Origin of the sequence: Paraburkholderia humisilvae (assembly GCF_902859855.1) — a bacterium.
Taxonomy (GTDB): domain Bacteria; phylum Pseudomonadota; class Gammaproteobacteria; order Burkholderiales; family Burkholderiaceae; genus Paraburkholderia; species Paraburkholderia humisilvae.
Map to the genome: position 1 here is coordinate 45,890 of NZ_CADIKH010000038.1, position 21,023 is coordinate 66,912.

The following is a 21,023-nucleotide window of genomic DNA, read 5'->3' on the forward strand; positions in this document are numbered from 1 at the left end:
GCATGCACCCGGCATGCCGCCTATCCTTCAAGCCTCGACGCTTCTCACTTCCGGCGTGAACGAATCGCTGCGCGCGACCGGCCACCATTTCTCATAGAGCGTATAGCGGTAATTGCCGTTGAGCAGATCGTCCGGCTCGAGGTACTTCAGCAGATCGCACATCAGCCGCACTTCATACGACGACACACGCCGCACGATATGATGCGGCCGCAAATCCGAAGGATGCCGCAGCCCCGCCGCCTGCACGATCTCCTGCAGCGCATGCAGCGTGTTGTGGTGATAGTTGAATACGCGATCGGACTTGTCGGGCACGATCAGCGCGCGCTGACGCACCGGGTCTTGCGTCGCGACGCCGGTCGGACAACGGCCGGTATGGCAGGTTTGCGCCTGGATGCAGCCGACCGCGAACATGAAGCCGCGCGCCGCATTGACCCAGTCCGCGCCGATCGCGAGCGTCTTCGCGATATCGAATGCGGTGATCATCTTGCCGCTTGCGCCGATCCGGATGCGATGACGCAGCCCGATGCCGACGAGCGTGTTGCGCACGAGCAGCAGCCCTTCCTGCAGCGGTACGCCGACATGATCGGTGAATTCGAGCGGCGCCGCGCCGGTGCCGCCCTCCGCGCCGTCGACCACGATGAAGTCCGGCAGGATGCCGGTCTCCAGCATTGCTTTCGCAATGCCGAAGAATTCCCACGGATGCCCGATGCACAGCTTGAATCCGGTCGGCTTGCCGCCCGACAGATTGCGCAGCCGCTCGACGAACTCGAGCAGGCCGCGCGGCGTCGAGAATTCGGAGTGCGACGCGGGCGAAACGCAATCGCGGCCCATCGGCACGCCGCGCGTCTCAGCGATTTCCGGCGTGATCTTCGCGGCAGGCAGCACACCGCCGTGACCCGGCTTCGCGCCCTGCGACAGCTTGATTTCGATCATCTTCACCTGCGGCTCGCGCGCCTGTCTGGCGAATTTTTCCGGGTTGAAGCTGCCGTCGTCGTTGCGGCAGCCGAAGTAGCCGGACGCGATTTCCCAGATGATGTCGCCGCCATGCTCGCGGTGATACTTCGACATCGAGCCTTCACCGGTGTCGTGCGCGAAGCCGCCTTTTTTCGCGCCGAGATTGAGCGCGCGGATCGCATTGGCCGACAGCGAGCCGAAGCTCATCGCCGAGACGTTGAAGATCGACATCGAATAGGGTTGCTCGCGCTCCTCGCCGACCACGATGCGGAAGTCGTGATGGTCCAGCTTGGTCGGCGCGAGCGAGTGGCTGATCCATTCGTGGCCGACCGCCTTCACGTCGATTTCGGTCCCATAGGGACGGCTGTCCGTTTCGTTTTTCGCGCGCTGGTAGACGATGCTGCGTTGCGCGCGCGAGAACGGTTTTTCTTCAGTATCGTCTTCGACGAAGTACTGGCGGATTTCCGGCCGGATGAACTCGAACATGAACCGGAAGTGGCCCCACAGCGGATAGTTGCGCAGAATCGCGTGCCGATGTTGTGTCAGGTCCCACGCGCCCAGCACGACGAACAGCACGGGCACGATCAGCCAGAACCACGCCAGGTGCGCCGTGACGGCGAGCGTCGCGCAGGTCAAGGCGAGCAGCACCGCGCACCACATCGCCAGGTAACGTCGAGAAAACATAGGGACTCCGTTGCAGTCAATTCGCCGCGGCGGGATCGTTCGTCGTATTGCGAACGGAATCCGCCACGGGGTTAGGGCGTGGTGCGCTGCGCGCGCGGCCTCGGGATGAAAGGTTATCGCATGGCTTTCGCGCGCCGCCTCGACCGCCGTCTGTCAGCGCGCGGCGAGCGCCGTATTGTGAGACGCCTGCGCCGCGGGCTGCGCGGTCGCGGCGTGCTCGATGATCCCGCCGCCAAGGCAAATATCGCCATCGTAGAGCACGGCGGATTGCCCGGGGGTGACGGCCCACTGCGCGTCGTCGAAATGCAGCGAGAAGTGCCCCTGCGGGGTGTCGGCGCGCGTAAACGTACATGCCGCATCGGCCTGACGGTAGCGTGTCTTCGCGCCGCATGCGAAGCCATCAGCCGGCGGCTCGCCGGCGACCCAGCTGGTGTTGCCGGCAATCAGCGTTTCGCTGAGCAGCCAGGGGTGGTCATGACCCTGCGCGACGTACAGCGTGTTGGTCGCAATGTCCTTGCCGGCCACGAACCACGGTTCGCCGCTGCCGTCCTTGCTGCCGCCGAGGCCGATCCCCTTGCGTTGGCCGAACGTGTAGAACGCGAGGCCGATATGTTCGCCGACCCGCTTGCCGTCGGCGGTCTTCATCGGACCGGGTTTCGTCGGCAGGTAGCGGTTCAGGAACTCGCGGAACGGCCGCTCGCCGATAAAACAGATGCCCGTTGAATCCTTTTTCTTCGCATTCGGCAGGTCGATTTTTTCGGCGATCTCGCGCACTTTCGTTTTCGGGATTTCGCCGAGCGGGAACATCGTGTTCGACAGTTGCGCCTGGTTCAGCCGATGCAGAAAGTACGACTGATCTTTTGTATGGTCACGTGCCTTCAGCAGTTCGAAACGCCCGTCGACTTCGCGCACGCGCGCATAGTGGCCGGTCGCGATGATTTCCGCGCCGAGCGACATCGCGTGATCGAGGAATGCCTTGAACTTGATTTCCGCATTGCACAGCACGTCCGGATTCGGTGTGCGGCCCGCCGAGTATTCGCGCAGGAATTCGGCGAAAACACGGTCTTTATATTCGGCGGCGAAGTTCACCGCTTCGACGTCGATGCCGATCAGATCGGCGACGGACACGACATCGATCCAGTCCTGCCGGGTCGAACAGTATTCGCTGTCGTCGTCGTCTTCCCAGTTCTTCATGAAAAGGCCGACCACGTCATAGCCCTGTTCCTTCAGCAGCCACGCGGTCACCGACGAATCGACGCCGCCCGACATGCCTACTACGACTTTCTGCTTGCTCATCTGTTTGTGCCTGCTGCCTTCTTTATCGGGGAGGCCCGACCGAATGCGTGTGCACGAAGTCGAGCGGGAAACGCCGGCCCGCGAGGTAATCGTCGATGCAGCGCATCACGAGCGGCGTGCGATGCCGTTCGGGGCACGCGCGCAATTCGTCGGCGCTCATCCACCACGTGCGGACGATGTCCGGATCGAGTGCGCGGTTCTCGGGCGCGCTGACCGTACCGCAGAACGTGAAGCGCAGGTACGTCGTGCCGTCGCTGTCCGCGCGCGCGAAATGCGTCATGTAGACGCCGACCAGCGCGCTGGGCGTGAACGGATGCGCGGTTTCCTCGAGCGTTTCGCGAACCACCGCCTCGACGAGCGTTTCGCCCGCTTCGAGGTGCCCGGCCGGCTGGTTAAGCCGAAGCCCGGCGGGGGTCTGTTCCTCGACGACGAGAAAACGCCCGTCGCGTTCGATGATCGCGGCGACCGTCACATGCGGAGCCCAGGTTTCCGGTTTCATGGGCCGCTATTTTACCGTTTATGAGGGTGCGCCGCCCGCGCCCACCCGCCATCCGGCGGCCACGGTGCTTCGCGGCGAGTCGGCAGCCCGCATCAAACCTCACCGCGGCCCGATCACGGACAAATTTGGATCGCGCGCCGGGGTTTCGGTTAAAGTGACACAGTAGCCGTTGCATTAAGCAAGCCGGCGAGCCCTCGTCGGCAAGTTCGTCAAACAAGAAGGTCGAGGAGGAGTTCACGATGCACATCGGAGTGCCAGCCGAGACGCGCGCCTACGAAACCCGCGTCGCCGCGACGCCCGAGACGGTCAAAAAGTATGTGTCGCAGGGCCACCGGGTGACGGTGCAAAGCGGCGCCGGGACGCCCGCGAGCTTTCCCGACGACGCGTTTGTGGCCGTCGGCGCGGAAATGACCGACACGGCGGGCGCGTTCGCCGCCGATCTCATTCTCAAAGTCCAATCGCCGACCGAAGCCGAATTGCCGTTGATCAAGCGCGGCGCGACGCTCGTCGGCATGCTCGATCCCTTCAATGCAGACAACGCCGCGCGGCTTGCGGCGGCCGGCCTGACCGCGTTCGCACTCGAAGCCGCGCCGCGCACGACACGCGCGCAGAGCCTCGACGTGCTGTCGTCGCAGGCGAACATCGCCGGCTACAAGGCCGTGCTGCTCGCCGCCGACCTGTATCCGCGCTTCATGCCGATGCTGATGACCGCCGCCGGCACCGTGAAGGCCGCGCGTGTGCTGATCCTGGGCGCGGGCGTTGCCGGCCTGCAGGCGATCGCGACCGCGAAGCGCCTCGGTGCGGTGATCGAGGCGTCCGACGTGCGTCCTGCGGTGAAAGAGCAGATCGAGTCGCTCGGCGCGAAGTTTCTCGACGTGCCGTACGAAACCGACGACGAGCGCGAGGCGGCCGAAGGCGTCGGCGGCTACGCGCGACCGATGCCGCCTTCCTGGCTCGCGCGCCAGTCGGCGCTCGTGCACGAGCGCGCGAGGCAGGCCGACGTCGTGATAACGACTGCGCTGATTCCGGGGCGCCCCGCGCCGACCTTGATCTCGGCGGAAACCGTGCAGGCGATGAAGCCCGGCTCGGTGCTGATCGACCTCGCGGCGGGCCGCGGCGCGGAGGTGGACGGCCGGCGCGGCGGCAACTGTCCGCTGACCGAACCGGACAAGATCGTCACGAAGCACGGCGTGACGCTCGCCGGCTACACGAATCTCGCGGCGATGGTGCCGGCCGACGCCTCGTCGTTGTACGCGCGCAATCTGCTCGACTTCATGAAGCTGATCGTCACGAAGGAAGGCACGCTCAACATCGATCTGGCCGACGACATCGTCGCGGCGACGCTGCTCGTGCGCGACGGCGCAGTCGTGCGCGCTGCCTGATCACGATCATCCGGTAAGCACCCCATAAGGAGAAACGGCGATGGAAGTCATCAACCACACGGTGATCAACCTGATCATTTTCGTGCTGGCGATCTACGTCGGCTATCACGTGGTCTGGAATGTCACGCCCGCGCTGCATACGCCGCTGATGGCGGTGACCAACGCGATCTCGGCCATTGTGATTGTCGGCGCGATGCTCGCGGCGGGGCTGACGGTCGGCGCGGGCAAGTTCTTCGGCACGCTTGCGGTCGCGCTTGCGGCGGTCAACGTGTTCGGCGGCTTTCTCGTGACACGGCGCATGCTCGAGATGTTCAAGAAGAAAGAGCCGAAGAAACTCGCCGCGCCGGCTAAGGAGGGCGCGCGATGAGCATGAACGTCGTTACGCTGCTGTACCTGGTCGCGTCGGTGTGCTTCATCCAGGCGCTGAAGGGGCTGTCGAACCCGAAAAGCGCACGCGCGGGCAATGTGTTCGGCATGGTCGGGATGGCGCTCGCGATCCTCACCACCATCGCGCTGATCGTCAAGCAGGCCGCGCTGCTCGGCTCGAATCTCGGGCTCGGCCTCGGCCTTCTGTTCGCGGCGCTGGTGGTCGGCGGCGCGATCGGCGCATTGATCGCCGCGCGCGTCGAGATGACGAAGATGCCGGAACTGGTCGCGGCGATGCACTCGCTGATCGGTCTCGCCGCGGTGTGCATCGCGTATGCGGTGGTGTCGGAGCCGTCCGCGTTCGGTCTTGTCGCCGAAGATGCGCCCTATCCGGACTTCCTGCCGTACGGCAACCGGATTGAGCTCTTTATCGGCACGTTCGTCGGCGCGATTACGTTCTCCGGTTCGGTGATCGCGTTCGGCAAGCTGTCGGGAAAATACAAGTTCCGGCTCTTCCAGGGCGCGCCGGTGGTCTATGCGGGCCAGCACACGATCAACCTGCTGCTCGCGCTCGGGATGATCGGTTTCGGCATCCTGTTTTTCCTGACCCAGTCGTGGCTGCCGTTCATCATCATGACGCTGATCGCGTTCGTGCTCGGCGTGCTGATCATCATCCCGATCGGCGGCGCGGATATGCCGGTGGTGGTGTCGATGCTGAACTCGTATTCGGGCTGGGCGGCGGCGGGCATCGGCTTCTCGCTGAATAACGCGATGCTGATCATCGCCGGCTCGCTGGTCGGTTCGTCCGGTGCGATTCTGTCGTACATCATGTGCCGCGCGATGAACCGGTCGTTCTTCAACGTGCTGCTCGGTGGTTTCGGCGCGGAGCCCGGCGCGGCGGCCGCGGGCGGCGCGCAGGAGCAGCGTCCGGTGAAGTCGGGCTCGGCCGAAGACGCGTCGTTCATGCTCGGCAATGCGGAGTCGGTCGTGATCGTGCCGGGCTACGGGCTCGCGGTCGCGCGTGCGCAGCATGCGTTGAAGGAGCTCACCGACAAGCTCGTCGAGAAGGGCATCGACGTGCGTTATGCGATTCACCCGGTCGCCGGCCGCATGCCGGGGCACATGAACGTGCTGCTCGCGGAAGCGGAAGTGCCGTACGACCTCGTCTACGAGATGGACGACATCAACAACGAGTTCGGCCAGACCGATGTCGTGCTGGTGCTCGGCGCGAACGACGTCGTGAATCCGGCCGCAAAGAACGATCCGAAGTCGCCGATCGCGGGCATGCCGATTATCGAGGCGTACAAGGCGCGCACGGTGATCGTCAACAAGCGTTCGATGGCCGCGGGTTACGCCGGACTCGACAACGATCTCTTCTACATGGACAAGACGATGATGGTCTTTGGCGATGCGAAGAAAGTGATCGAGGATATGGTGAAGTCGGTCGAATAGGCGATGCCCGCGCTCAGGCGCGGGCGTTCGCGTCGACGCATCGTGTCAGGACGCCGGCTTCTGTTTCACGCTGCCGGCGACCAGATCGAAGCGGAACAGCCGGCATTCGAGTGCGCCGTTGTAGAGCGGTGTCTTCGCCGATTCCCGCAGACGCAACTGGCCCGGTAGCTTGCGGTCGGACGTCAGAATAAACGCATGCCAGCCGGTGAAGCGCTGCTTTAGCGCGTCGCCAAGGGACTGGAAGAATTCGCTGTCGGGTGTGTCGGCATGCGTGCGTCGAAAGCCTTCGTCGCGCTCGTCGCGGCCGGTCGCGCGAAGCTCGCCGCGTGGGCCGCGGCCGCGCACTTCGATCCGTTCGCCGTACGGCGGATTGGCGACGAGAATGCCCGGCGTGTCGCTGGGCGGCGTCATGCCGCGCGCGTCGACCTGTTTGAGCGGCAGTCCGGAAAATCCGGCGCGTTCGAAGTTCGCGCGCGCCTTGTCGAGCATATCGCCGGAAATGTCGCTGCCGAAGATCTGCAGGTCGGCGTTGCGACTGGCGCGGGCGGCCCGCTTCGCGTCCTGCGCCGCGACCTTCAACGCCTGCCACGCGGTGACGTCATATTGCTTCAGCTTCTCGAAACCGAAGCGCCGCTCGACGCCCGGCGCAACGTTGAGCGCGACCTGTGCCGCTTCGGCGAGAAAGGTGCCGCTGCCGCACATCGGGTCGTACAGCGGCGTGCCGGGCGTCCAGCCGGTGAGCCGCAGAATGCCGGCGGCGAGATTCTCGCGCAGCGGCGCCGCCCCTTTGTCGAGCCGCCAGCCGCGCTTGAACAGCGGTTCGCCGGACGTGTCGAGATACAGCGTGCAGTCGGTCGCGGTCAGGAACGCGAACACGCGCACGTCGGGAGCGCCGGTGTCGATGCTCGGGCGCGCGCCGCTCACTTCCCGCAGACGATCGCAGATCGCGTCTTTCACGCGCAGCGTGGCGAACTCGAGGCTGCGCAGCGGCGATTTGATCGCGGTGACATCGACACGCAGCGTTTCATTGGCCGAAAACCACTGCTCCCAGCGCTGCTCGAGCGCCAGTGCATAGACATCCTGTTCGGTGCGGTACGGCCGCTGCGCGATTTTCAGCAGCACGCGGCTTGCGACGCGCGAATGCAGGTTGGCTGCCATGCCAGCTGCCCAGCCGCCGCGAAAGTGCACGCCACCGGGGACCTGCTCGCCCGCCGTAAATGGCGCACTGTCGAGGTGCCGTGCGGCAATTTCAGTGAGTTCGGCGGCAAGCGCGGCTTCGAGACCGCGGGGGCAGGGGACGAAAAAGTCGAAAGACATGGGGCGGGGCCGCAGGGCATGGGACGCGTTTAGCGACGCGCGTCGGGCTTTAAATAAGCCGCCATTGTACGCGGTCGCGCGTGCGACTCCCGGCGCTCCAGCCGTTCCACACCAACCGCGATGGATGGCGCTGCGCGGCAGCGTGCGTCGGCAACACCTCGACCGCCTTACGCTTGCCGCGCCGCATCAGCGCTATCGCGTCAACTCCCGGCGCTTGCCGTCGGCGCAGCGGGTGTCACGGGCATCGCCTGCGCGGAAGCCGCCGGACAGGTGAGTGCCGTGCCATGCGCGGGGCTTGCGGCAAGCGTGCGCACCGCTTCGGAGATCTCGCTCGAAATCTGCTGGACCGCACGCTGGTGGCCGGCGGCCAGCGCATCGTAGCCGTCGGAAACCGGCACGCTCGCGACGCTGCGGCAGGTCAGCAGCGCCTGCGTGCGCACCGAGCGCACGCTCCATACTGCGTCGATCAGCGCATGCGAACCGGGCCACGATTCGAAACGCTGCACATTGACCTTGACGCGGTAGACCGGTACGCGATCCGGATAGGGCGTGCCGAACACGTCGATCGTGCCGAGTTGGCGTGTGAGCGAGTTCGACAGCGCGCGGCGGATTTCATCACCCGGCAGCGATGCCCAGCGTTCCTGCTCGAGTACCTGCACCTGCGTGTCGCCGGTTTGCACGACAAACTGGTTTTTCGCGACTTGCGGCGGCACGTCGACTGGCGAGACTTCGATCAGAAACGCCGGATTGGCGACGGCGGCGGCGCCTGCCGCGGAGGTCTCGCCGGTGCTCAGCGTATAGAACCGGCTGGGCGGCGACGAGCACGCGGCCAGCGCGAGCGCGCACAGCACGCCAGCCGCCGCCGTTTTACCGGATGCCGTCACTGCGCCGCGCGGCGCACACAACGAACGGGTGAGCCACGCGAACCTCATGGTTTATCTCCTGATTTTCCGCGCACAAGCGATTCGGGATGGCGCTCAAGATAGTCCGCCAGCGCGTTCAGCGACTGCAGCGTGCGGGTCAGTTCCTGCAGCGCCTGATGGATATCGGACTGCATCGGCGAATCCTGCTGCAGCGTCGCCTGCGCCGAGCCGAAGGTCTGCTTGGCGGCCGCAAGCGTGTCGCGCGCCTGTGGCAGCAGCTCGGTATCGAGCTTCGAGAACAGCTTGTCGGCGTTCGTCAGCGCGGTGTTCAGATTCGTGCCGATCTGGTCGAACGGCACCTTGTCGAGCTTCTTCGCGATATCCGCGATCTGCAACTGCAGCTCGTCGAGCGAGTTCGGCATGGTCGGCAGCTCGAGCGGCTCGTGCGCCACGTCGACGCTCGCCTTGCCCGCGTTCGGGAACATGTCGAGCGCGATGTACAACTGGCCGGTGATCAGGTTGCCGGTGCGCAACTGGCCGCGCAGGCCGTGCTGGACGAGCGCCTGCAGGAGCTCGTTGCTCGACTTGGAGCCGGGCGCCGGCAATGCCTCGCGCGTGCGCCTGCGCAGCCGGTCCGGATACAGGTTCATCGTCACCGGCATCGTGAAGTTGCGCGCCTTCGGATCGTATTCGACGCCGATGCTCGTCACCTGGCCGAGCACGATGCCGCGGAAGTCGACCTGTGCGCCGACCGACAGCCCGCGCAGCGACTGGTTGAAGTTCATCACGACGCGCACTGGCTCGCCGTCCGGCTCGTGCATCGCGTCGCTCTCGTCGTCGGCAAGGCGGAACGTCATATTGTTCGGCGCCTGCACGCCGACCGCCTGGCCGGGCGGCGACTGGAACGCGAGACCGCCGACGATCACCGTCGCCAGCGACTGCGTATTGAGCTTGAAGCCGCTCGAATCGAGCCGCAAGTCGACGCCGCTTGCATGCCACCAGCGCGAGTTGGTGCCGACGTACTGATCGAACGGTGCACTGACGAACACCTGCACCGTCACGCCGGTGCCGTCCTTGTCGAGCGAAAAGCCGGTCACCTGGCCGACCTGCACGCGCCGGTAAAACACCGGCGAGCCGATGTCGATCGAGCCGAGCGATTCGCCGCGCAGCGTGAATTGCCGCCCCTTCAGGTCCGACGTGACCGCCGGTGGCGTTTCGAGACCGACGAATTCCGTTTGCGTTTCGGTCGAACGGCCGCCGTCGACGCCGATATACGAGCCCGACAGCAGCGTACTCAAGCCGGTCACGCCGCTCGCGCCGATGCGCGGCCGCACGACCCAGAAACGGCTGTCCTTCACCGCGAAGTCTTCGGCTTCCTTGGAGAGCTGCACGTACACCAGCACGCGCGAATGATTATTCGCGAGCTTGATGGTCTTCACGAAGCCGATGTCGACATCCTTGTACTTCACCTTCGTCTTGCCCGGCTCGAGCCCCTCCGCGGTGCTGAAGCTGATCGTGATGGTCGGGCCGCGTTCGTAGATCGACTGAACCACGAGCGCGACGCCGATCAGCGCGGCGATCAGCGGAATGACCCATACCAGCGACGGCAACCAGCGGCGGCGCGCGTCGATTTCGGGCTCGGGTACGTCCGGTCCGGGCGGATCGTGGCGCGGCGCGTCGGGCGTCGGGTCTTGTGGACTATTCATGGTGCGGGTCCTGGGGAGAGGAGGTGGTGCTGTCCGTGTTGAGCGCGGGTTCGCGCCGGCGTGGTGGCGGACCGGTTTCGATGTTGTCCCAGATCAGTCGCGGATCGAATTGCATTGACGCGAGCATCGTCAGAATGACGACCGAGCCGAACGCGATCGCGCCGGGGCCCGCGGTGATCTCCGCGAGCGACTTGAAGCGCACCAGTGCGACGGTCATCGTGACGACGAAAATATCGAGCATGGACCAGCGGCCGATCCGCTCGACGATCCGGTATAGCGTCGTGCGCTCGTGCGGCCGCCAGCGCGAGCGGCGCTGCGCGGTGATCGTCAGCAGCGCGAGCACCGTGAGCTTCATCATCGGCACGAGAATGCTCGCGACGAACACGATGATCGCAAGCGGCCAGTCGCCGGATGTCCAGAAGTACACGACGCCGCTCATGATCGTGTCGTTCTCCGAGCCGACCAGCGACGTGGTATGCAGCACGGGCAGCAGGTTCGCCGGAATGTACAGGACCGCGGCGGCGATCAGCAGCGCCCACGTGCGCATCAGGCTGTCCGGATTGCGCCGGTGCAGCGCGGCGCCGCAACGTTCGCAGCGTTGCGGCGCGCCGTGCGGGTGGACGCGCACGCGTCGCTGCACGCGCCCGCATGCATGGCACGCGATCAGACCGGCGCGCGAGGCCGTCAGGTATTTCATCGGGCGCTCATCCCTGACGCGGCGCGGTGCCGCTCGCCCGCTGCTGCGCGACGCGTTGCGTGCGGCGCCGCGCCTGGCGTGTCTTGTGCTTTGTCAGGGTGTCGGCGACGTCCCACAGCGTGCGCGGCTCGAACGTGACGACCACCGCGAACATCAGTGTCAGCGCGCCGAAAGCAAACAGCGCGGCTTCCGGGATAACGCGCGCTAGACTGGTCATTTTGACAATGGTGACCAGCACGCCGAGCATGAACACTTCGATCATGCCCCACGGCCGCACGAATTGAATCGCGCGCATCACCTGATGAAACGCGGGCGGCACGAAGCCTGCCCGCACCGACAGCAGCACGTAGAGCAGCGCGACCAGTTCGATCAGAGGAAAGAGCATCGTCGAGCAGAACACCATCACGGCGACGACCTGCATGTCTTCGGACCACAGCACCTGGAGTGCGCCGAACAGGCTGGTCTGCGATGTGATGCCGTTGGTGTTCAGTTCGAGAATCGGAAAGCCTTGCGCGATCAGGAAAGTGATCAGCGCGGCAATCGTCATCGCGCAGATCGGGTCGAGCCGCCCGGACGTGCTGCCGTACAACACCGCCTTGCAGCGCGGACAACGCGCGAGGCGCCGGCGGCCGAGCCGCGGCTTCTGAAACAGCGCGTCGCAGTCGTGACATGCAATCAGGCGGTCTTGTTCCATGCAGGCAAGAAGCAAAACGTTAGGTAGAAGCGTGCTCGGCGATCGTGCCGCTGGCGCCTGGGCTGCATTTGCGCGTCCGACGGCCAACGGTGAGACTAGCGATGACAGCGGGTGGGAAAATCCTGGCGACATAGTATCAAAGGCGCATTGCCGGAGTCGGCTAGCCCGTCGCGCCCGGTAATTGACGTGCTCCCGCGCGTAGCCGGCAATCGGAACCGCCCGGCATCGGTCCGTCAGCGTCGCACCCGCGTCGGAATAGCAAAATTCGGACCGCGCGGTTCCCTCTACTCCGACGGCTTGCGTTGACGGACAGCGGGTGGAGTAGCATGGCGTCGATGGATCAGGCCGCACGCGATGCGACGTGCATCGACGGGAATAACGGGAGCGGCCGTGCCGTTTAACTTCATAATCGCGATTCCCTGCGCGGGAGGCCTGCCATGGCACATCTCTCGTCGTTTGCCCAGCGTCAAACGGGTCTGCGCTATACGCGCACGGCCATCGCTTTTCACTGGCTGATCGCACTGCTGATCATCTGTGGTTTTGCGCTCGGTTGGGTGATGACCGACATCCCCGGCTTCACGCCGACCAAGCTGCGCTACTTTTCATGGCATAAATGGATCGGCGTCACGGTGTTCGCGCTCGTCGTGCTGCGTATCCTTTGGCGTGCCACTCATGCCGCACCGCCATTGCCCGCGGGCATGCCCGCCTGGCAGCGCAGCGCGGCTCAGGTCACACACGTCGCGCTCTATGTGCTGATGGTGTTGATTCCGGTATCGGGCTACCTGTACAGCCTCGCGGCCAATGTACCGGTCGTCTATCTGGGGCTGGTGCCGCTACCGCGGCTGATCGCGCCCGACCCGGTGCTCAAGGTCGTGCTGAAGAATGTGCATATCGCGCTCAACTACACGCTGCTCGTGCTCGTCGTGCTGCATGTCGCCGCGGCGCTCAAGCACCAATGGCTGGATCGCGACGGGCTGCTGTCGAGGATGATTCCGTTCATCAAATAAGGACAACCATGAAAGCTTCTGTGCAACGGGTAAGGCTCGCGGTATCGGCCATGGTGACCCTCGCGGCGGCTGCGTCGCTCGCGCTTTGGACGAGCGACGCGTTTGCGCAGATCGACACCGCGCACAGTACGATCACCGCGACGTCGAAGCAGATGAACGTGCCCGTCGAAGGCAAATTCACCCGGTTTTCCGGGCAACTCGCGTTCGACCCCGCGAAGCCGGCCGCGGGCAATGCGCAGGTGAGTGTCGATATGACGAGTTATGACCTTGGCGACGAAACCTATAACGATGAAGTGCGCGGCAAGGACTGGTTCGACGCGAAAACTTACCCGAACGCGACCTTCGTCTCGAGCGCCATCGCGCCGGCGGGCACGGACATGTTCAACGTGACCGGCAAGCTGACGATCAAAGGCAAATCGCAAACGGTGGTCGTGCCGGTGAAGGTGACCACGCAAGGCGCTGCGCATGCATTCGACGGGTCGCTGACCATCAAACGTTCACAGTACGACGTTGGCCTCGGCGAGTGGAAAGACACGTCGGTGGTCGCGGACGACGTCGTGATCCGGTTTCATCTCGTAGGTGCGGGAAAGTAGGGCAGGTAGTCGGTAGCGGTGCGCAGGGTCGCATCGTGTCTACATAAAGGAGAACAAGGTGAGGAAGACACTTCTGGTTGCCGCCGCGGCACTGGCGGCATGCGTTTCGTTTGATGCAACGGCAGCTTCTGATACGTATCAGCTTGATCCGAACCACACATTTCCGAGCTTCGAGACGGATCATATGGGTGGCCTGTCGGTATGGCGCGGTAAATTCACGAAATCATCAGGCAGCGTGACGGTCGATCGGGAGGCGAAGACGGGAACCGTCGACGTAACGATCGATACGTCATCCGTTCAAACCGGCAATCCGAAGCTCGACGAACATGTGCGCTCGGACGATATGCTCGATGTTGCGAAGTATCCGACGGCCGTCTACAAGGGCACACAGATCCGCTTTGACGGCGACAAGCCGGTCGAAGTGATCGGCGAGTTCACGCTGCACGGTGTGACGAAACCGTTAAACCTGCAGGTGGTCTCGTTCAAGTGCATGCAGCACCCGATGCTCAAGCGCGAAGTGTGCGGCGTCGAGGCGACCGCGAAGTTCGATCGCGCGGACTACGGCATCAATCTTGGGCAGAAGCAGGGCTTTAGCATGGCGACCGTGCTGCATATCCAGGCGGAAGGGATCAAGCAGTAGGCGGGCGTTGCGTAACCGCGCTGCATGACGAGGGTGTGAGCGGCGCACGCCGTCGACAAAGCTGCCAATGAAAAAGGCCGGTTCACTGTGAACCGGCTTTTTTTTTGCAGCGCCTGCCGCGATCAGACTTGCGCGCCCGCGTTCGGATCGTTCGGATCGTGGCGTTCTTTCTTGTCCTTCAGCAGGTCTTCACGTTTGACGCCCAGCCACATCGCCAGTGCCGCCGCGACGAACACCGACGAGTAGATACCGAACAGAATACCGACCGTCAGCGCGAGCGCGAAGTAGTGCAGCGTCGGGCCGCCGAACAGGAACATCGACAGCACCATCATCTGCGTACAGCCGTGCGTGATGATGGTTCGCGACATCGTGCTGGTGATCGCGTGGTTGATCACTTCGATCACCGTCAGCTTGCGTTCGCGGCGGAACGTTTCGCGGATCCGGTCGAAGATAACCACCGATTCGTTGACCGAGTAGCCGAGTACCGCGAGCACCGCCGCCAGCACCGACAGCGAGAACTCCCATTGGAAGAACGCGAAGAAGCCGAGAATGATCACGACGTCGTGCAGGTTCGCGATCACGCCGGCGATCGCGTACTTCCATTCGAAGCGGAACGACAGATAGATCACGATGCCGGCGACCACGCAGGCGAGCGCGAGCAGGCCGTCGGTCGCGAGTTCCTTGCCGACCTGCGGCCCGACGAATTCGACGCGCTGCAGTTGGACCTGCGCGTTCTCGGCTTTCAGCCCGGCCATGACCTGGTCGCTTTGCTGCGCGGACGTCAGGCCCTGCTTCAACGGCAGGCGAATCAGCACGTCGCGCGAGGTGCCGAAGTTCTGCACCTGCGCGTCGGCGTAGCCGAGCCTGGACAGCGTGCCGCGCACCGGCTCGAGCTGCACCGCCTGCGGATACTGCACTTCGATGACCGTACCGCCGGTGAACTCGATCGACAGGTGCAGGCCGCGGTGCACAAGGAAAAACACGGCGGCGATAAACGTAATGAGCGAGATCGCGTTGAAGATCAACGCGCGCTGCATGAACGGAATATCTTTACGGATGCGGAAAAATTCCATGGTCTCGTTCTCCGGGTATCAGCGGGATGAACCCGGTTTCTTCGGCGCGTTGCCGGATGCCGGCGTGCCCGGCGCATTGCGGCGCCGTACGGTTGGCTTGCCGGCGCGCGCTGGCGCGGAGGCCGGTGCCTTTTGTTTCGCGGGGGCTGGGACCGTGCGGGCCGTGCTCGTCGTGCCCGCTGCGCCTGCCGTGTCGTCGCCGAGGTAGGCCGCGGCGCCGTCGGCCGTTGCTGGCCGCCATACCTGGCCAACCGCAAGGGACTTGAGCTTCTTCTTGCCGCCGTACCAGAGGTTCACGAGACCGCGCGAGAAGAACACCGCGGAGAACATCGACGTCAGAATGCCGATACAGTGCACGACCGCGAAGCCGCGCACCGGACCCGAGCCGAACGCGAGCAGTGCAAGGCCGGCGATCAGCGTGGTCACGTTCGAGTCGAGAATGGTCGCCCATGCGTGCGCGTAGCCATTCTGGATCGCTAGCTGCGGCGGTGCGCCGTTGCGCAGTTCTTCGCGGATGCGTTCGTTGATCAGCACGTTCGCGTCGATTGCCATACCGAGTGCAAGCGCGATAGCGGCGATACCCGGCAGCGTGAGCGTGGCCTGCAGCATCGACAGGATGGCGACCAGCAGCAACAGGTTCACCGACAGCGCGATCATCGAGATCAGGCCGAACAGCATGTAGTACGCGATCATGAACGCCGCGATCGCGATAAAGCCGTAGACGACCGAGTCAAAGCCCTTCTTGATGTTGTCCGCGCCGAGGCTCGGGCCGATCGTGCGTTCCTCGATGATGTCCATCGGCGCGGCGAGCGAGCCGGCGCGCAGCAGCAGCGCGAGATCGGCGGCTGCCTGGGGCGTCGGCTGGCCGGTGATCTGGAAGCGATCGCCAAGCTCGGACTGGATCGTCGCGACCGTCAGCACCTGGCCCTTGCCTCTTTCGAACAGCACGATGGCCATCGGCTTGCCGATGTTGTCGCGCGACACCGCGCGCACCGCACGGCCTCCGGCCGAGTCCAGACGGATATTGACCGACGGGCGTTGATGCTCGTCAAAGCCCGCCGACGCGTCAATGATGCGATCGCCGGTGAAGATCACCTGCTTGCGCAACAGCACCGGCACCTGGTTGCCTTGCGTGAACAGCTCGTCGCCCGGCGGCACCGGATCGCCCGGATTCGGGTGCGTGTTGACCGGGTCCGCGAGACGCGCTTCGAGCGTCGCGGTGCGGCCGATAATGTCCTTCGCTTTCGCGGTGTCCTGCACGCCCGGCAATTCGACGACGATGCGGTCGTTGCCCTGCTGCTGGATGACCGGTTCCGCGACGCCCAGTTCGTTGACGCGGTTATGCAGCGTCGTGATGTTCTGCTTGAGCGCGGCCTCCTGCACGGCCTGCTTCACGGCCGGCGTGAACGTGCCGACCACCTGCCAGCTGCCGCCGTCCTGTGCCTGCTGCGTCGCCCACTGCAATTCGCTGACGCCCTTCGTCAGCTCCGTGCGTGCCGCTTCGGCGGTGTTCTGATCCGCGAAGCTCGCCACCACCGACTGGCCGACGCGATTGACGCCGCCGTCGCGAATCCGGTTATCACGCAACAGCGTGCGCGCATCGGACGCATCCGAATCGAGCTTTTTGTTCAGCGCGCCTTCCATGTCGACCTGCAGCAGGAAGTGCACGCCGCCGCGCAAGTCGAGACCGAGGTACATCGGCAGTGCATGCAGCGCGGTCAGCCAGCGCGGCGATGCGCTTTGCAGGTTCAGCGCGACGACGTAGCTCGGATCCGACGGGTCGCTGTTCAGCGCCTTTTGCAGCAGGTCCTTCACGCGCAATTGCGTATCGGTGTCACGCACGCGCACGCGAATGTTCGCGTTTAACTGCGAATTGTCGAACGTGACTGCGTCCGGCTTGATCTGGCTCGCCGCCAGCGCTGCTTCGACCTGCGACAGCGTGGTCGAATCGAGCTTGACCGTTGCCTTGCCGCTCGACACCTGCACAGCCGGCGCTTCGCCGAAGAAGTTGGGCAGCGTGTACAGGAGGCCGATGGCGAGCGCCACCAGCATCACGGCATATTTCCAGAGGGGGTAACGATTCATGGGATGGTCCAACGGACGGTTGGCTGGAAGCGAGGTCTGAGAGCGTGCCCTGAGAAGCGAGGCGTCCGGCTATTGAACGAGACTACGGACGGAGGAAGCCTGCTGCATTCTTTCCATCCCGCTGCCTGAGATTGCTGCAAGACCACTGCTGCGAGGTCGTTGCCGCGAGGTCGTTGCTGCAAGGCCGCGCCGGATTCGACCGGAACCGCTTCGTCGAAACATGTCGGCACGGGACCTTGCGCGGGGCATGCTCTGTTGCACACGCTTTACAGCGACTTGATCGTGCCTTTCGGGAGGATCGTCGTGACCGAAGCCTTTTGCACGGTGATTTCGGTTCCTTCCGAGATCTCGACGCCCACGTAGGCCTCACCGACCTTGGTGATCTTGCCGACGATGCCGCCGTTCGTCACGACCTCATCGCCCTTCGCCATCGCCGCGAGCATGTTGCGATGTTCCTTCTGGCGTTTCATTTGCGGGCGAATCATGATGAAGTAGAGCACTGCGAACATCAAAATGAGCGGCAGGAAGCTCATCAGGCTCGATTCGGCACCCCCCGCGGCACCGCCTTGTGCGAAGGCATTGGGAATTAACGACACGTTGGTCTCTCCGTTTTTACCAGTCAAAAAAGTCAGCCGGTTATTCTACCACCGGCCATTTACGCGACGGCGTGCCGAATCAGTATTGCGATCAGGCTGCCCGGTTTTGCAAAAGCGTTGCAAAACTGCCGCGAAAGCGCTGCAAAAGTGCGGCAAGCGCGCCGCAAAGACATTGCAATGGCGCGGTGAAGGCACTGCGAAGCGGGATCTGTGCGCAGCATGCACGCGGTCCGGGCATCCATTGTCGACCTCTTCCTGGGCACCCTTTTGACACACTGACCGACGCGCCGTCGCGAAAGTGAATTGTAATGTTTCGCGCGCCGTCCTTCTAAACAACGCCCCGCGCGCGGTTCTCGTGAAACTGCTTGCGAAACGCGTCGAAGCTGCCGGCGTCGATCGCGTCGCGCATTTCCTGCATCAACTCGAGGTAGTAGTGCAGGTTGTGAATCGTGTTCAATTGCGCGCCGAGAATTTCGCCGACGCGATGCAGATGGTGCAGATAGCCGCGCGTGAAATGGCGGCACGTGTAGCAGCCGCATTGCTCGTCGAGCGGGCGCAGCGAATTCTTATGCGTTGCGTTGCGAATCTTGATATCGCCAAAGCGCGTAAAGAGCCAGCCATTGCGCGCATTGCGCGTCGGCATCACGCAGTCGAACATGTCGATGCCCGCCGCCACGCCGGTCACCAGGTCCTCGGGCGTGCCGACGCCCATCAAGTAGCGCGGCTTGTGCGCGGGCAGCCTTGGCGCGACGTGTTCGAGCACGCGCATCATGTCCTCTTTCGGCTCGCCAACCGACAGGCCGCCAATCGCGAGACCGTGGAAATCCATGTCGGCGAGGCCGGCGAGCGATTCGTCGCGCAGGTCTTCGAACATGCCGCCCTGGACGATGCCGAACAGCGCATTCGGGTTGGACAGGCGCGCGAATTCGTCGAGCGAGCGCCTTGCCCAGCGCATCGACATGCGCATCGACGCGGCGGCTTCGTCGCGCGTCGTCGGCACGCCGTTGGTCGCGTAGGGCGTGCACTCGTCGAATTGCATCACGATGTCCGAGTTGAGCACCTTCTGGATCTGCATTGAAACTTCCGGCGACAGGAACAGCCTGTCGCCGTTGATCGGCGACGCGAACGTCACGCCATCTTCAGTGATCTTGCGCAGGTCGCCGAGCGAAAACACCTGAAAGCCGCCTGAGTCGGTGAGAATCGGGCGCTGCCAGCCCATAAAGCCGTGCAGACCGCCGTGCGCGGCGATCGTGTCGAGGCCCGGGCGCAGCCACAGGTGAAACGTGTTGCCGAGGATGATCTGCGCGCGGATTTCCTCGAGCTCGCGCGGCTGGATCGCCTTGACCGTGCCATAGGTGCCGACCGGCATGAAAATCGGCGTTTCGACGACGCCGTGATTCAGCGTCAGGCGGCCGCGGCGCGCCTGACCATCGGTTGCCAGCAGGTCGAACTTGAGGCCTGCCGCAGGCGGGGTGTGATCGCGCAGGGGATCGGTGTGATGGTTGTGATGATGACCGTCGGTCATTGAAACGCTCCTGTGCAACCGGGTGAACAGCCCGGCGCTTTAAGGTGAAGTCTGGGGTGAAATCTGGGGCGAAGCCCGCAGCGGCGACCCACCGGCGGGTGTCCGGCGGCCGATGAAAGAACCCGGGTTTCAGTCAAACCTGAACGTCCGTCATGCGTCGCTCGCGCGCGTTAGCAGCATCGCGTCGCCATAACTGAAGAAACGATACCGCTCGTCGATCGCATGTTGGTACGCAGCGCGAATCGTGTCGATGCCGGCGAATGCCGACACCAGCATCAGCAGCGTCGACTTCGGCAAATGGAAGTTCGTCACGAGCCGGTCGACCACGCGGAAGCGGTAGCCCGGCGTGATGAAAATATCCGTTTCCGCCTGGGTTGCCGCGAGCGGCCGGCCGGCGCTTTGCGCGTCGCGCGCGGCGGCTTCGAGCGCCCGCATCGACGTCGTGCCGACCGCGATCACGCGGCCGCCGCGTGCGCGGGTCGCGGCGATCTTGTCGACCAGCGACTGCGGCAGCTGATACCACTCGCTGTGCATCTTGTGCTCCGCGATGTTCTCGACGCGCACCGGCTGGAATGTGCCCGCGCCGACATGCAAAGTGAGCGTGGCACGCTCGACGCCGCGCGCATCGAGTCGCGCAAAGAGCGCGTCGTCGAAATGCAGGCCGGCGGTCGGTGCGGCTACCGCGCCCGGATTTTGCGCGTAGACGGTCTGGTAGCGCGTCTCGTCGGTCGCGTCGGGATCGTGCTCGATGTACGGCGGCAGCGGCAGACGCCCGTACTGCTCGATCAGCGTCAGGCAGTCGGCCGGAAAATGCAGCGTATAGAACGGTTCGACGCGTTCGCCGACCGTCACGTCGAATGCGTCGGCGAGACGCAGTTGCGTGCCCGCGGCCGGGCTCTTGCTCGCGCGGATCTGAGCGAGCGCGGTGCGCTCGCCAGTCAGCCGCTCGATCAGCACCTCAATCTTGCCGCCGCTCGCCTTGTGGCCGGGAAAGCGCGCTTTCAGCACTTTGGTGTCGTTGAAGACGAGCAGGTCGCCGGGCGCGATGCAGTCGGGCAACGCCGAGAAGCGGCGGTCGACTAGTGTGGCCGGCATAGTCCCGTTGTCCACCTCGAGCAGGCGGCTGGCGCTGCGTTCGGGCAACGCGACTTGCGCGATCAGTTCGGGCGGCAGCGCGAAATCGAAATCGGAGAGGGTGAACATGCGGACGACGGGATACGGAAACGGCGACAAAAGTGAGCAAATAGCGCTGGCGCGTATAGACGGGCGTGCACAACGGCGCGAGGCACGTGCGGTGCCCAGGCGGCAAGTCGTCTTGCAACGCCAGCGATGCAGTGCGCGACGGCCAGCAACGAAAGAACTCAGACTGCCGATGCCGCACGCGGAGCGGCTATGATTGCGGGACATTGCCGCGCCACCGCACGCCGCGCCATTGTGCCGGGCGGCCGCGAATACGTGGAAAGCCGATATTGTACTTGCGAAGCGACTCATGCCCTTGTCCGAACGCCGTCCGCCTGTAGACCCCGATGAAGCGGGCGCCGCGCCGCCGCGCCGCGCCGCGCGCGGCAAGGCGGCGCAGGCGAGCCCGCAGGCC

19 protein-coding genes are annotated in these 21,023 nt (G+C 64.3%); 6 read left to right on the forward strand and 13 right to left on the reverse strand.

Annotation, left to right across the window (positions count from 1 at the left end; genetic code table 11):
• Positions 1-27: 27 nt before the first annotated feature.
• The 3 genes from HV796_RS29320 to HV796_RS29330 form a co-directional block, all read right to left on the reverse strand.
• Positions 28-1,638 carry an FMN-binding glutamate synthase family protein gene (locus HV796_RS29320; protein ID WP_175230526.1) on the reverse strand — a complete coding sequence of 537 codons (1,611 nt, stop codon included), beginning with the start codon at positions 1,636-1,638 and terminating at the stop codon, positions 28-30.
• A 153-nt stretch (positions 1,639-1,791) separates the two neighbouring features.
• Entirely contained in the window at positions 1,792-2,934 is a 1,143-nt protein-coding gene (mnmA, locus tag HV796_RS29325) for a tRNA 2-thiouridine(34) synthase MnmA (protein WP_175230529.1), read from the reverse strand.
• 22 nt (positions 2,935-2,956) lie between these two features.
• On the reverse strand, positions 2,957-3,433 hold the full coding sequence (locus HV796_RS29330) for an NUDIX hydrolase (protein ID WP_175230532.1): 477 nt from the start codon (positions 3,431-3,433) through the stop codon (positions 2,957-2,959).
• A gap of 239 nt (positions 3,434-3,672) precedes the next feature.
• Between HV796_RS29330 and HV796_RS29335 the strand changes: the two genes are divergently transcribed.
• The 3 genes from HV796_RS29335 to HV796_RS29345 are packed head-to-tail and all read left to right on the forward strand — an operon-like array spanning position 3,673 to position 6,633.
• Complete coding sequence (locus HV796_RS29335; RefSeq protein WP_175230535.1) at positions 3,673-4,815, forward strand: Re/Si-specific NAD(P)(+) transhydrogenase subunit alpha; 1,143 nt, start codon at positions 3,673-3,675, stop codon at positions 4,813-4,815.
• A gap of 40 nt (positions 4,816-4,855) precedes the next feature.
• Positions 4,856-5,182 (forward strand): NAD(P) transhydrogenase subunit alpha part 2, encoded by a 327-nt coding sequence (locus tag HV796_RS29340; RefSeq protein ID WP_175230538.1) that lies wholly within the window; start codon positions 4,856-4,858, stop codon positions 5,180-5,182.
• Positions 5,179-6,633 (forward strand): NAD(P)(+) transhydrogenase (Re/Si-specific) subunit beta, encoded by a 1,455-nt coding sequence (locus HV796_RS29345; RefSeq protein ID WP_175230541.1) that lies wholly within the window; start codon positions 5,179-5,181, stop codon positions 6,631-6,633. The genes HV796_RS29340 and HV796_RS29345 overlap by 4 nt, the downstream gene beginning before the upstream one ends.
• Before the next feature lie 45 nt (positions 6,634-6,678).
• Here HV796_RS29345 and HV796_RS29350 read toward each other — a convergent pair whose 3' ends face one another.
• The 5 genes from HV796_RS29350 to HV796_RS29370 all read right to left on the reverse strand — a co-directional run bounded on the left by HV796_RS29350 (position 6,679) and on the right by HV796_RS29370 (position 11,910).
• The gene (locus HV796_RS29350; RefSeq protein ID WP_175230544.1) at positions 6,679-7,950 is read right to left on the reverse strand and encodes a THUMP domain-containing class I SAM-dependent RNA methyltransferase; all 1,272 of its coding nucleotides are present in this window, start codon (positions 7,948-7,950) and stop codon (positions 6,679-6,681) included.
• Positions 7,951-8,150: 200 nt separating this feature from the next.
• On the reverse strand, positions 8,151-8,882 hold the full coding sequence (locus HV796_RS29355) for a PqiC family protein (protein WP_175230547.1): 732 nt from the start codon (positions 8,880-8,882) through the stop codon (positions 8,151-8,153).
• Positions 8,879-10,519: a PqiB family protein gene (locus HV796_RS29360; protein ID WP_175230550.1), complete on the reverse strand. Its 1,641-nt coding sequence runs from the start codon at positions 10,517-10,519 to the stop codon at positions 8,879-8,881. The genes HV796_RS29355 and HV796_RS29360 overlap by 4 nt, the downstream gene beginning before the upstream one ends.
• Complete coding sequence (locus tag HV796_RS29365) at positions 10,512-11,216, reverse strand: paraquat-inducible protein A (RefSeq protein WP_175230553.1); 705 nt, start codon at positions 11,214-11,216, stop codon at positions 10,512-10,514. The genes HV796_RS29360 and HV796_RS29365 overlap by 8 nt, the downstream gene beginning before the upstream one ends.
• A 7-nt stretch (positions 11,217-11,223) precedes the next feature.
• Positions 11,224-11,910 carry a paraquat-inducible protein A gene (locus HV796_RS29370; protein ID WP_175230556.1) on the reverse strand — a complete coding sequence of 229 codons (687 nt, stop codon included), beginning with the start codon at positions 11,908-11,910 and terminating at the stop codon, positions 11,224-11,226.
• A 437-nt stretch (positions 11,911-12,347) separates the two neighbouring features.
• Between HV796_RS29370 and HV796_RS29375 the strand changes: the two genes are divergently transcribed.
• Genes HV796_RS29375 through HV796_RS29385 form a run of 3 tightly spaced genes read left to right on the forward strand, consistent with a single transcriptional unit; the run spans position 12,348 to position 14,150 of the window.
• Positions 12,348-12,917 (forward strand): cytochrome b, encoded by a 570-nt coding sequence (locus HV796_RS29375; protein WP_175230559.1) that lies wholly within the window; start codon positions 12,348-12,350, stop codon positions 12,915-12,917.
• Positions 12,918-12,925: 8 nt separating this feature from the next.
• Complete coding sequence (locus HV796_RS29380) at positions 12,926-13,510, forward strand: YceI family protein (protein ID WP_175230562.1); 585 nt, start codon at positions 12,926-12,928, stop codon at positions 13,508-13,510.
• A 58-nt stretch (positions 13,511-13,568) separates the two neighbouring features.
• Complete coding sequence (locus tag HV796_RS29385; RefSeq protein WP_175230565.1) at positions 13,569-14,150, forward strand: YceI family protein; 582 nt, start codon at positions 13,569-13,571, stop codon at positions 14,148-14,150.
• Positions 14,151-14,272: 122 nt separating this feature from the next.
• Here the strand turns inward: HV796_RS29385 and secF are convergent, their stop codons facing one another.
• From secF to queA, 5 genes are all read right to left on the reverse strand, one after another.
• Entirely contained in the window at positions 14,273-15,223 is a 951-nt protein-coding gene (secF, locus tag HV796_RS29390) for a protein translocase subunit SecF (protein ID WP_175230568.1), read from the reverse strand.
• Positions 15,224-15,241: 18 nt separating this feature from the next.
• A complete protein-coding gene (secD, locus tag HV796_RS29395; protein ID WP_175230571.1) occupies positions 15,242-17,308 on the reverse strand; it encodes a protein translocase subunit SecD in 2,067 nt (688 codons plus the stop codon).
• A gap of 266 nt (positions 17,309-17,574) precedes the next feature.
• Positions 17,575-17,904 (reverse strand): preprotein translocase subunit YajC, encoded by a 330-nt coding sequence (gene yajC, locus HV796_RS29400; RefSeq protein ID WP_175230575.1) that lies wholly within the window; start codon positions 17,902-17,904, stop codon positions 17,575-17,577.
• Between the two features lie 328 nt (positions 17,905-18,232).
• Entirely contained in the window at positions 18,233-19,429 is a 1,197-nt protein-coding gene (gene tgt / locus HV796_RS29405; RefSeq protein ID WP_175230578.1) for a tRNA guanosine(34) transglycosylase Tgt, read from the reverse strand.
• Positions 19,430-19,579: 150 nt separating this feature from the next.
• On the reverse strand, positions 19,580-20,632 hold the full coding sequence (gene queA, locus HV796_RS29410) for a tRNA preQ1(34) S-adenosylmethionine ribosyltransferase-isomerase QueA (protein ID WP_175230580.1): 1,053 nt from the start codon (positions 20,630-20,632) through the stop codon (positions 19,580-19,582).
• Positions 20,633-21,023 lie beyond the last annotated feature (391 nt).

Excerpts from the sequence above, each read along its gene's own strand:
- HV796_RS29320 (WP_175230526.1), bottom strand. The coding sequence starts at position 1,638 with ATGTTTTCTCGACGTTACCTGGCGATGTGGTGCGCGGTGCTGCTCGCC.
- mnmA (WP_175230529.1), bottom strand. The coding sequence starts at position 2,934 with ATGAGCAAGCAGAAAGTCGTAGTAGGCATGTCGGGCGGCGTCGATTCG.
- HV796_RS29330 (WP_175230532.1), bottom strand. The coding sequence starts at position 3,433 with ATGAAACCGGAAACCTGGGCTCCGCATGTGACGGTCGCCGCGATCATC.
- HV796_RS29335 (WP_175230535.1), top strand. The coding sequence starts at position 3,673 with ATGCACATCGGAGTGCCAGCCGAGACGCGCGCCTACGAAACCCGCGTC.
- HV796_RS29340 (WP_175230538.1), top strand. The coding sequence starts at position 4,856 with ATGGAAGTCATCAACCACACGGTGATCAACCTGATCATTTTCGTGCTG.
- HV796_RS29345 (WP_175230541.1), top strand. The coding sequence starts at position 5,179 with ATGAGCATGAACGTCGTTACGCTGCTGTACCTGGTCGCGTCGGTGTGC.
- HV796_RS29350 (WP_175230544.1), bottom strand. The coding sequence starts at position 7,950 with ATGTCTTTCGACTTTTTCGTCCCCTGCCCCCGCGGTCTCGAAGCCGCG.
- HV796_RS29355 (WP_175230547.1), bottom strand. The coding sequence starts at position 8,882 with ATGAGGTTCGCGTGGCTCACCCGTTCGTTGTGTGCGCCGCGCGGCGCA.
- HV796_RS29360 (WP_175230550.1), bottom strand. The coding sequence starts at position 10,519 with ATGAATAGTCCACAAGACCCGACGCCCGACGCGCCGCGCCACGATCCG.
- HV796_RS29365 (WP_175230553.1), bottom strand. The coding sequence starts at position 11,216 with ATGAAATACCTGACGGCCTCGCGCGCCGGTCTGATCGCGTGCCATGCA.
- HV796_RS29370 (WP_175230556.1), bottom strand. The coding sequence starts at position 11,910 with ATGGAACAAGACCGCCTGATTGCATGTCACGACTGCGACGCGCTGTTT.
- HV796_RS29375 (WP_175230559.1), top strand. The coding sequence starts at position 12,348 with ATGGCACATCTCTCGTCGTTTGCCCAGCGTCAAACGGGTCTGCGCTAT.
- HV796_RS29380 (WP_175230562.1), top strand. The coding sequence starts at position 12,926 with ATGAAAGCTTCTGTGCAACGGGTAAGGCTCGCGGTATCGGCCATGGTG.
- secF (WP_175230568.1), bottom strand. The coding sequence starts at position 15,223 with ATGGAATTTTTCCGCATCCGTAAAGATATTCCGTTCATGCAGCGCGCG.
- secD (WP_175230571.1), bottom strand. The coding sequence starts at position 17,308 with ATGAATCGTTACCCCCTCTGGAAATATGCCGTGATGCTGGTGGCGCTC.
- tgt (WP_175230578.1), bottom strand. The coding sequence starts at position 19,429 with ATGACCGACGGTCATCATCACAACCATCACACCGATCCCCTGCGCGAT.
- queA (WP_175230580.1), bottom strand. The coding sequence starts at position 20,632 with ATGTTCACCCTCTCCGATTTCGATTTCGCGCTGCCGCCCGAACTGATC.